The sequence below is a fragment of the Pseudomonas sp. AK106 genome (assembly GCF_053903055.1).
The window spans coordinates 4,636,333-4,647,500 of sequence record NZ_CP096426.1; the positions used below are offsets into that span (position 1 = coordinate 4,636,333).

At 61.1% G+C, this 11,168-nt stretch carries 3 protein-coding genes and 2 rRNA genes (1 of these 5 running past the window's edge); all 5 read right to left on the bottom strand.

Features of this window, described 5'->3' with window-relative positions; translation table 11 throughout:
- Window positions 1–3: 3 nt before the first annotated feature.
- Window positions 4–2,091, bottom strand: a complete 2,088-nt coding sequence (gene recD, locus M1E04_RS20455) for an exodeoxyribonuclease V subunit alpha (RefSeq protein WP_456291945.1) — start codon at window positions 2,089–2,091, stop codon at window positions 4–6.
- Window positions 2,088–5,786, bottom strand: a complete 3,699-nt coding sequence (recB, locus tag M1E04_RS20460; RefSeq protein ID WP_456291946.1) for an exodeoxyribonuclease V subunit beta — start codon at window positions 5,784–5,786, stop codon at window positions 2,088–2,090. The genes recD and recB overlap by 4 nt, the downstream gene beginning before the upstream one ends.
- Window positions 5,783–9,268 carry an exodeoxyribonuclease V subunit gamma gene (recC, locus tag M1E04_RS20465; protein ID WP_456291947.1) on the bottom strand — a complete coding sequence of 1,162 codons (3,486 nt, stop codon included), beginning with the start codon at window positions 9,266–9,268 and terminating at the stop codon, window positions 5,783–5,785. Before recC ends, recB begins: the two co-directional genes overlap by 4 nt.
- A gap of 193 nt (window positions 9,269–9,461) precedes the next feature.
- Window positions 9,462–9,577, bottom strand: a 5S ribosomal RNA gene (gene rrf / locus M1E04_RS20470).
- Between the two features lie 146 nt (window positions 9,578–9,723).
- Window positions 9,724–11,168 (bottom strand): 23S ribosomal RNA (locus M1E04_RS20475) (it continues 1,448 nt past the right edge of the window).

The following is an 11,168-nucleotide window of genomic DNA, read 5'->3' on the forward strand; positions in this document are numbered from 1 at the left end:
GCCTCACAGCCCCAACATCAACCCGCTCAGGCGCTTGACCTTGCGCCGCAGGGCTTCTTCAAACACGCCCTGGCGCGGCTCGATCAGGCTGAACCAGTGCTTGGCCCGGGTGATGCCGGTGTAGATCAGCTCCTTGGTCAGCACCGGGTTCAGCGCCTCGGGCAGGATCAGCGCCGTGTGGGCGAACTCCGAGCCCTGGGACTTGTGCACCGTCATCGCGTACACCGTTTCCACGTCATTGAGCCGGCTCGGCAGCACGAAACGCACCCCGCCGCTGCCGTCGTTACGGGGGAACGCGACACGCAGCGCCTGACGGTTCTCCTCGATCGGTCCCTCGGGCAGACGCAGGGCAATGCCGATGTCGCCGTTCATCAAACCCAGCCCGTAGTCGTTGCGCGTCATCAATACCGGGCGGCCCTCGTACCACTGATGATCACTCTCGATCAGCCCGGCGCTGAACAGCGTTTCAGTGGTCCTTCGATTCAGCCCTTCCACGCCCCACGGCCCTTTGCGCACGGCACACAGCAGCTGGAACTCATCGAACGCGTTCAGCACCTGCCGCGCCCACTCGACGCTGCGCGGGTCTTCGATCTGCGTCAGGTATTGCGGCCGCTGCGCGTGCATCACGCCCAGATAATGACGGTAGCCTTGTGGGCCATCGCCGTGACCGTCGAGCAACAGCCGCGACAGCGCACGGTCCTGCTCACCTTTGAGCACCAGGGAAAACAAATCCGGGTACTGACGAGCCGCGAGCAACGCGCGCGCTTCCTGGTCCTGCTGCTGATTGACCAGTTTGGCCAACTGACCGATACCGCTGCCCGCGACGAAGCGCCGGGAATGGCGCAGCATCACCACTTGCTGGGCCAACGCGTGATGCTGATCATCGCCCTGCTGCAAACCGCTTCTGGAAAGATCCTCGCCACTGACCGATTCAAGCCACGCCTGGGTCTGCGGGCTGTACATCCCCGCCTCCGCATCGCGGCACAAATCGCCCAGCACGGCGCCCGCCTCAACCGACGCCAGTTGATCCTTGTCGCCCAGCAGCACCATGCGCGCATGGGGCGGTAATGCGTCGAGCAGGTTAGCCATCATTTCCAGGTCGATCATCGAAGCTTCGTCGACCACCAGCACGTCCAGTGGCAGCGGGTTGCCCGCGTGATGACGAAAATGCCGTGTGCCCGGACGGCTGCCCAGCAAGCGGTGAACCGTGGTGACTTCGCTGGGGATTTTCTGCCGCACGTCTTCCTGCACTTGCAGCGACTGCACCTGATGACTGATCGACTCGGTCAGCCGTGCCGCGGCCTTGCCGGTCGGCGCAGCCAGGCGAATGCGCAACGGCTTGCCGCGCTCAACCGCCGGCGATTGCAGCAGCGCCAGCAAACGCACGACCGTGGTCGTCTTGCCCGTGCCGGGGCCCCCGGTAATGATGCTGAAAGCGCCACGGGTCGCCAGGGCGCAGGCCAGCTTTTGCCAATCGATCAACGCGTCAGGCGCGGGGTTGGCCGGGCCGAACAGCGCATCCAGCCGCTGGGGCAAATCGCTGAACCCTGTTTCCACCTGAGCCAGCCGACGACGCAACGCCGCATCGATCCGCCGCTCATAGGTCCAGTAACGGCGCAGGTACAGGCGACGATCGGATAAAACCAACGGCCTCTGCGCCGCCGCTTCAGAGACATCCCCCGCGTGAGCAACCAGCGCGCTGGCTTCCAGCACCTTGCACCACGTTGCGCCGTCCAGCGATTTGAGCAGCGAGGACGGCAACAGCATCGGCGTCGACAACACATCACCCTCGGGCGGCAGCGACAAGGCGAAGTCCGGCTCTTTCAAGGTTTCGTAGAGGTCCAGGCAGACGTGCCCGTGACCCAACTGGTGGCTGGTCAGCGTGGCCGCCAACAGCACCAGGGAATCGGCAGCAGGATCAAGGTCGGCCAGAAACGCCACGAAGGCCTTGTCCAGCGCGCGCAACCAGCCGCGTTCGACCCAGCGCTGCAGCAACAGCAGCAAATCCTCCACGCGGCTGAGGGGTTTCAGGTCGGCCAGGCTGTCGGCGTCCAGCGCCGTGGGCATCAAGTGAGCGAAGGTGCGGTTCATGCGAGGTCTCCTGACAGCAGGTCTTCCGTAATCGGCGCTCGGCCCTGAAACAGCAGATCGAGACTTTCGATCAGCGCGCGGGGCGGTCGGGTAAACCACGCGCCCTGACTCACTGCGCGACTGCCGCGCACGAACAGGTAGACCGCTCCGCCCATGTGCTGGTCGTAATCGTAGTCGGCAAGACGTGCTTTGAGCTGACGGTGCAAGGCCAGCAGATAGAGCACGTATTGCAGGTCGTAGCGGTTCTCCAGAATCGAGTTTTCCATCGCCTGCTCGGTGTAGGCATCGTCGTCGACGCCCAGCCAGTTGGATTTGTAGTCGGCGACGAAGTAACGACCTTCGTGCTCCAACGTCAGGTCGATGAAGCCCTTGAACATGCCGTTCAGCGAAACCGTTTCTGCCGCCGCGCGAGGCGCGCCGTTGTGGGTGTAGCGGCGCACCAGCGCGTCCATCTGCGCCACATCGACCTTCGAGCAGGCGAACCAGAATTCCATTTCGACGCGGTACTGGTTCGGCTGATCCAGCCCGCACAAGGCCATGGGCTGTACGTCTGTGCCCAAACGCAGCGGCAGGGTCAGCAGATGCTGCAACCAGTCGGTCAGCGTGTTGATCCAGCCTTTCCAGTCGCGCCGGTTGCAGCGTTGGGCGACGACTTTCTCCAGCGCCAGCGGATCAGCCGCCGCTTCGGCAAAGCCCTTCTCACCGGCCCATTCCAGCAAGCCGTGCAGAAAGGTGCCGGGGTTGGGGCCGCGCGGGAATCGGTGGATATCCCCTCCGCTGACCATCACCTCCCGCGGCGCATCCGGGTCAAGACGCTCATCGTCGAACAGCTTCTGCGCTTGCGGGCTGTCTGGCGACTGATCGCCGCTGTCGGTGATGGTGTCGCCGATGCGCAGCGCGCTATAGGACGCAATCCACCAGTTCTCCCGAGCGCTGCGCCTGGGCACGCGCGGCTTGCTCAACGCGACGTCGCTGCGCGGCGCGCTGAAGGACTCGGTCGTGGGCAGCGGCACAGGCTCAACCTTAACGGCGGGATGACCTTCTGCCAGCGAACGCAGCCACTGCCCCAACGCCACCGATTCAGCCATTTTCTGCCCGCCGCCAAGCAAGTAGCCCAGCGCCGAACGATGGAGTGTCGAGGCGCTGTTGCTGCCGCGTTTGAGATCGGCAACGCCCAGCCAGCACGCGTGTTGCGCGCGGGTCAGGGCCACATACAACAGACGCAGGTCCTCTGCCAGACGCTCGTCATCCGCCTGCTCAATCAGCGCCGGCGTGGGTTTGAGGCTGATCTGCGCGTGGCCATCGGCGTCGTGAAAGTGCAGCGGCAAACGGCTGCCGTCCACTGGCTTCGTCGAGCAGATGAAGGGCAGGAACACCAGCGGGTATTCCAGGCCTTTGGATTTGTGGATGGTCACCACCTTGACCAGTTGCTCATCGCTTTCGAGGCGCAGGATCTGCTCTTCTCCCGCTTGACCTGACAGCGCCAAGTGCTCGCTCAGATGACGAATCAGCGCCTGCTCGCCATCCAACTCGGCGGCGGCCTGCTGCATCAGTTCGCTGAGGTGCAGCAGGTTGGTCAGCACACGCTCGCCATCGGTTCGCTGAACCAGCGCCTGCGGCAGTTTGAAGTCGTGCAGCAGCCGACGCAGCATGGGCAGCACGCCTTGGGTGCGCCAGATGCGCCGGTAATCGCGGAACTGCATGACGCGGTTTTCCCACGCCAGTTCGTCCTGATTCAGCAGCTCAAGTTCGGCCAGCGGCAACGCAAGGGTGATGCAGGCCAAGGCCGCGCGCAGGGTTCGCTCGGCGTCAGGCTCGGCGCAGGCCTTGAGCCAGGCGAGCAGGTCATGGGCCTCTTGCGCCGCAAACACCGAGTCCTTGTCCGAGAGGTACACACTGCGCACGCCCCGCGCCGACAACTCGCCTCGCACGGCCTGAGCCTCCTTGCCGTCACGCACCAGAATCGCGATGTCGGCGGGCAGCAGGTTCTTCAACGGCTCCCCAGCTTTCGCAAAGCCCGCTTGCCCTTGTTGACCGGCGTTGAGCAAACGGACGATCTCACTGGCGCAACTCGCCGCCAGTTGCTGACGATAGACCGTGCCCGACACCGGCTGATCGGTTTCCAGCTGCCAGACGTTGAGCGCCGCGAGGACCTCACCGTCGACCTGCAACGTCTCTTTACGGCCCTGAGACCCGACTGCCAGAAACGGCACGGGATTGTCCTCAGGCGTACGGAACAAGAACGCGCCGCGACCGGCCTCGCTCGTTTCCGCGCGCGTGAACACGTGGTTCACCGCATCGACCATCGCGTGGCTGGAACGGAAGTTGGTGCCCAGGGTGTGCAAGCGTCCGGTCGTGGCCTGCCGGGCGCGCAAGTAGGTGTAGATGTCGGCGCCGCGAAAGGCGTAGATCGCCTGCTTCGGGTCGCCGATGAGGAACAGGCCAGTGCTTTCGTCGTTGGCCTCAAGCCGGTAGATGCTGTCGAAAATGCGGTACTGCACCGGGTCGGTGTCTTGGAATTCATCGATCAAGACGACCGGAAACTGCTCGCGGATCAGGGTCGCCAGGCGCTCGCCGCCACTTCCGCGCAACGCCGCATCCAGGCGCAGCAGCATGTCGTCGAAACCCATTTCCGCGCGGCGCCGCTTCTCTTCTTCAAAGCGCGCACCGACCCATTGCGCCGCGTGCTCGAGCACCGCCGCATCGGGCGTTGGCAGCGTGTCCAGCGCCACCTTGAGCTCGACCATCGCCTCGAACGCCGGGTGCGACGGCGGATTGTTCTTCCACGCTTCGGCGATGCCGTCGGGGGTCAGCCGGGTGAAACCGGTGCCAAGGTCGAGCTGCTCCTGCTCATCGTCATTGGCCCAGGCAATCAGCTTGTCGAACCAGGGCCTGAAATAACGCTCCTGCATCTTGCGACCGTCGACCACTTTGCACGCGACGCCGTCGATGCAGATCGCGTGCAGCTCAGCGGCCCAGTTGGCCCATGGCGCCTTGAGCTGGCGGAGGGTTTCGCGCCGTTCCTGGCTCGACTGCTCGATGAGCTCGGTTGGGGTTTCGGTTACGCTCCCCCGCTCACTGCCGAACAACGCGCGCACCCTTGGCAGCAACGCCGCAGGGCCACTCCAGTTCTCGCGCACCCAGATCAGCGCGTCACCACTCATGGGGTAGCAGAACTTGCGCCAGTAATCGCGCAGCACTTCGCTCAGCAAATCGGTGTGATCAGTTTCCAGACTCTGGGTGAACAGGCTGCCGCTGTCGAAGGCGTGCTCGCGCAGCATCCGCTGACACCAGCTGTGAATGGTCGATACCGCCGCTTCGTCCATCCACTGCGCCGCGATGTCCAGGCGGCTGGCGCAGGCGGGCCATTGCTCAATCGCGAACTCATCCCGCAAGCCAGCGATCAACGCGTCGGGCGCTTCAATTTCTTCACGGAAGAACCGCGCGGCTTCAGCCAGTCGCGTGCGAATGCGGTCGCGCAGTTCCTTGGTCGCCGCGTCGGTGAACGTCACCACCAGAATCTGGGGCGGCAACAGCTCACGGCCAAACCCTGAGTCCTCGCTGCCATGCCCCAACACCAGACGCAGGTACAGCGCCGAGATGGTGAACGTCTTGCCGGTGCCGGCGCTGGCTTCAATCAGCTGGCTGCCTTTCAGCGGGAAGCGCAGGGCCAATGGTTGTTGTGCATCACTCATGCGCCGGCCTCCTCGCGAGAAAGTGCCTGCCAGGGCGCTTCAAAAATCGGTTTGTACAGCGCCTCGCACCAGCCCACGAATTCCTCGCTGCCCAGCAACGCGTCGAAGTCCGGGAACTGACGCGCCAGGGCGGTGCTTTCGGCACGCTCACCCTTGCTGTTCTGGCCATCGCCTTCATAGGCCTTGCCCGCGACGGCGTCGGCTTTGGCCTCATCGTTTTGCCCTAGCCAGGCAAACGCCGTCTTCACCGCAATCGGCAGCGGTCGTTGCATGCCTTGATGCCAGGCCAACAGCAGGTCATTCAGCGTGCGCGTGGCGGTGTCTTTGTCCAGCGGCGGCAGCAAAAGCGTCTCGTCGCTGGCCACCAGCGCCGTGGTCAACGGCAGATCGCACGCGCAGGCCACCAAGTGGTTCACCCACGGCTTGGTCAGACGATGCCACTTGCGCGTCTTCTTGCTGGCGATGGCATTGGGAATAGCGGTGATCGCGAGTAACTCGTTCTGAGGGTTCTGATAAAGCCCATCGACCCAGCCATCGAGCTCGACGCCCTGATGCTGATAACTGACCGGCAGCGCGCTGTGCAGCCGCACCGGCCAGCGAATCAGTAGCTCGTGATAACGGGCGACGAGGTCGGGCAGCGGTTCGATCAATTCATCCTGAAGCAACGTGCCGAAGCCGGCCATCGGCAGCAAGCCGCTGCCCTGCAAGCGCGTTGCCTGAGCATGTAGGGATTCCTGAATGTGCTCGGGATCTGTTAGCGCTGCTTGCAACAGGCTGTCGCTGAGGCCATAGCGCTCAAGCGCGTCGAGCACGAAAGGCTCCTCGTCCGCCAATGGCGCCTCGGCGACCTCAAAGAATATCTTCAAGCGCTGACTAAAGAAGTGCTTCACCGGATTGCGCAGGAAATCCTGCAACTGCATCAGGCTCAAGGGCTCTTCCTGCTGGTGCTTTTTCAGCGCTTTTGTTTCACCCGCTTCCATGACGGCTTCGTGCAGCACCTGCCACTCACGGGCGAAGCTGAAGAACTCGGGGTTCTCCTGGAAGTATTTGGCACTGAATGGCTGGAGCGGATGTGCAACGGTCAGTTTGTGCAGCAACTGTTGCCCCGGATCACGCTTTTTATCGTCCTCGGGCTCGATGGCATCGGCCAGTCGCCAGCCGCTGGACAGATGATCGCGCAGCTGCCCGATGAGCACCGAAGCCGGCCGCTCGGAATTGTCGCGAATGCTGCGCCCCACCCAGCTGATGTACAGCTGATCACGTGCAGACAGCAGCGCTTCGAGCAAGAGATAACGATCATCCTCACGCCGGGAACGGTCGCCGGGACGGTAGTCGCTGCCCATCAGATCGAAATCCAGCGGCGGCTGCGCTCGGGGGTAATCGCCGTCATTCATGCCCAGCAGGCAGACGATTTTGAAAGGAATCGCGCGCATCGGCATCAGCGTGCAGAAGTTGACCGAACCGGCCAGAAAGCGCTGGGATAGCCGCCCTTGATCAAGCCCGGCCAGCCAGGCTTCACGCACGACCGTCAAGGGCAGCTCTTCTTCCAGGGCAACGGTCTCGCAGGTCTGCAGCCAGGTTTCGCGCAGGGTTTCCAGCTGACTGAGCAGGTAGTCGTCATGCTCGCTGTCAGCCATGAAGAACAGCTGCATGATCGCCTGAAGGCGCGCGCCCCATATGGCGGGTGTGGCGGGCCGGGAGAGTTCGTTGTGCGCGACCTGAAGCGCATCGATCAGGGACACCAGAGGGCCAATCAAAGCCGCGTCCAGCCCGCCGATTTCGTCATACGGCTGAATGCCGTCGTAAGCCGCACCCGCACCGACGGCGTAGCCCAGCAGCATCCGACGCAGGCCAAAATGCCAGCTGTTCTGCTCAAGCTGTTCCGGCAGACCCAGCCCTTCGCGTTGGTCTGCATTGAGCCCCCATCGCACACCCGCCCCTTCAATCCAGCGATGCAGGGTTGGCAGGTCACGCTCATCAATGCCGAACCGCGCGCGTAATGCGGGAACGTCCAGCAGATCGAGGATTTCACTGACCGGGAATCGACTGTCCGGAATTTTCAGCAGATGCTCAACGGCGATCAGCAGCGGATCACGGCCGCGTTGGCCCTGGTCGGCGAGGGTGAAGGGGATAAAGCGGCGATCGTCACGGTCCAGCTGGCCGAATACCGCACGGATGTGGGGAGCGTAGCTGTCGATGTCCGGCACCATGACGATGACGTCCCGGGGACGCAGGTCCGGATCCTTGCTGAAGCGCGCGAGCAGTTGGTCATGCAGCACCTCCACTTCGCGCTGGGCACTGTGGGCGACATGAAAGCGAATGGAGCGGTCAGTCTTGATGTCCACGGGCGGCCAGACGTCACGGGTCTCGCTCAAAGGGCGCAGTTCTAGGATATCGTCCTGGAGTTGGTTCAGGACAGTCGCAGGCTCGCTCTCGCTAAACAGGTCGATGCGCCCGTCGCGAAAAATTGATCGGTAGCTGTTTGGGTCGTCATGACTGTCCAGCAGATTGATGTAATCACGACCCTGCTTGCCCCACGCCGCCAGCAACGGGTGAGCGTGCTGGTGCAGCGCGTCAGGATTCAGCACCACCGGCATGCCGGGTTTTCGCGACTGACGCTTGTATTCGTGACGCAGGAGATCCTTGTCAGCCACGATGTCTGCCCAGTGATGGCGGCAAGGATTATGAACGCAGAGCAGGACCTGACTGAAACGAGCCAACCCGGCAAGCGCCTCTAGTGCCTGGGCCGGCAATGAGGAAATACCGAAAACGATAACCCGCGCGGGCAAACCGGCCGGCGCCTCGGTCAGGCTGTTGATGCGCTCGATGTAACGCTGATGCACACCGGCACGGCTCTGGGCCATGCCCTCTGCCCCGACATCATGGAGCAGCGCACGCCACAGTTCGGCTTGCCAGCAGTTCTCTGCTTTCAGCGGCTTTGCCTCCCCCCGACCGGTCCTGAGTTGATGCTTGCCAGCAGCCCAATCTTCCAGCCAGTCGGCGCGATACACCTGATATTGGTCGAACAGGTCAGCGAGTCGCTCGGACAGTTGGTAACGCTTGCGCAGGTCCGTATCGGCCGTCAGGAATCGTTGCAGTGGCTCGAAGTGTGGCTGATTGATCAGGCCTGGGAGCAATCGCATCAAACGCCACGTCAAGGGAGCTTTATCGAGTAACGAGGTTTCCGGGATCTCGGCCTTGCCCAACACCGCCCGATACAGCTGCCACATGAAGCTGCCAGGCAACTGCACATCAATCGCAGCGGCAATGCCGCAACCCCCTTGATCATCGTCCTGTGCATCTTCGGCCAAAGCGAGCTTCAGCCATTGAGCAATACCGTTGCTTTGTACCAGCGCCACTTCGTTCTCAAGGGGCGTCAGCGGGTAACGCCGCATCCATGACACCACTAGGCCACGCAGCTCATCCAGGCGATTCCCATGGACCACCATAAATCCGGGGTTAAGATTGGATGTCACCGGCATAGCTGCGCCCCTTGGTCTTTCAAAAGAGGGAGAAGACTACCAGAGGGAGCGGACTTGTTAGCGTTCGATGTTGCTAGGGCGACTTGCGAACATTCCCTTATGGGTGGTGATGCAGCGATAAGAGGTTGGCAGCTTTTTCCGCGCGCAAAAACAAAACCCCACCTGCTTTCGCAAATGGGGTTCTGGAATTTAATCTTGACGATGACCTACTCTCACATGGGGAAACCCCACACTACCATCGGCGATGCATCGTTTCACTGCTGAGTTCGGGATGGGATCAGGTGGTTCCAACGCTCTATGGTCGTCAAGAAATTCGGGTACTGACTCGTTCTCTCGAACGCTTCAGCAAATCGGGTATGTGATCAAGGTACCGCTTGTGTGTTCGCAAACTTTCGTCTTCATGCGTCTTCACACACCGCAATCTGCTGTCTTTGTGCAGATTGCTTGGGTGTTATATGGTCAAGCCTCACGGGCAATTAGTATTGGTTAGCTCAACGCCTCACAGCGCTTACACACCCAACCTATCAACGTCGTAGTCTTCGACGGCCCTTCAGGGAACTCAAGGTTCCAGTGAGATCTCATCTTGAGGCAAGTTTCCCGCTTAGATGCTTTCAGCGGTTATCTTTTCCGAACATAGCTACCCGGCAATGCCACTGGCGTGACAACCGGAACACCAGAGGTTCGTCCACTCCGGTCCTCTCGTACTAGGAGCAGCCCCTCTCAAATCTCAAACGTCCACGGCAGATAGGGACCGAACTGTCTCACGACGTTCTAAACCCAGCTCGCGTACCACTTTAAATGGCGAACAGCCATACCCTTGGGACCGGCTTCAGCCCCAGGATGTGATGAGCCGACATCGAGGTGCCAAACACCGCCGTCGATATGAACTCTTGGGCGGTATCAGCCTGTTATCCCCGGAGTACCTTTTATCCGTTGAGCGATGGCCCTTCCATACAGAACCACCGGATCACTAAGACCTACTTTCGTACCTGCTCGACGTGTCTGTCTCGCAGTCAAGCGCGCTTTTGCCTTTATACTCTACGACCGATTTCCGACCGGTCTGAGCGCACCTTCGTACTCCTCCGTTACTCTTTAGGAGGAGACCGCCCCAGTCAAACTACCCACCATACACTGTCCTCGATCCGGATAACGGACCTGAGTTAGAACCTCAAAGTTGCCAGGGTGGTATTTCAAGGTTGGCTCCACGCAGACTGGCGTCCACGCTTCAAAGCCTCCCACCTATCCTACACAAGCAAATTCAAAGTCCAGTGCAAAGCTATAGTAAAGGTTCACGGGGTCTTTCCGTCTAGCCGCGGATACACTGCATCTTCACAGCGATTTCAATTTCACTGAGTCTCGGGTGGAGACAGCGCCGCCATCGTTACGCCATTCGTGCAGGTCGGAACTTACCCGACAAGGAATTTCGCTACCTTAGGACCGTTATAGTTACGGCCGCCGTTTACCGGGGCTTCGATCAAGAGCTTCGCGTTAGCTAACCCCATCAATTAACCTTCCGGCACCGGGCAGGCGTCACACCCTATACGTCCACTTTCGTGTTTGCAGAGTGCTGTGTTTTTAATAAACAGTCGCAGCGGCCTGGTATCTTCGACCGGCATGAGCTTACGGAGCAAGTCCTTCACCCTCACCGGCGCACCTTCTCCCGAAGTTACGGTGCCATTTTGCCTAGTTCCTTCACCCGAGTTCTCTCAAGCGCCTTGGTATTCTCTACCCAACCACCTGTGTCGGTTTGGGGTACGGTTCCTGGTTACCTGAAGCTTAGAAGCTTTTCTTGGAAGCATGGCATCAACCACTTCGTGTTCTAAAGAACACTCGTCATCAGCTCTCGGCCTTGAAACCCCGGATTTACCTAAGATTTCAGCCTACCACCTTAAACCTGGAC

Bases quoted from the DNA above. Each gene is read 5' to 3' on its own strand.
- recB (WP_456291946.1), bottom strand. From the start codon at position 5,786: ATGAGTGATGCACAACAACCATTGGCCCTGCGCTTCCCGCTGAAAGGC.
- recD (WP_456291945.1), bottom strand. From the start codon at position 2,091: ATGAACCGCACCTTCGCTCACTTGATGCCCACGGCGCTGGACGCCGAC.
- recC (WP_456291947.1), bottom strand. From the start codon at position 9,268: ATGCCGGTGACATCCAATCTTAACCCCGGATTTATGGTGGTCCATGGG.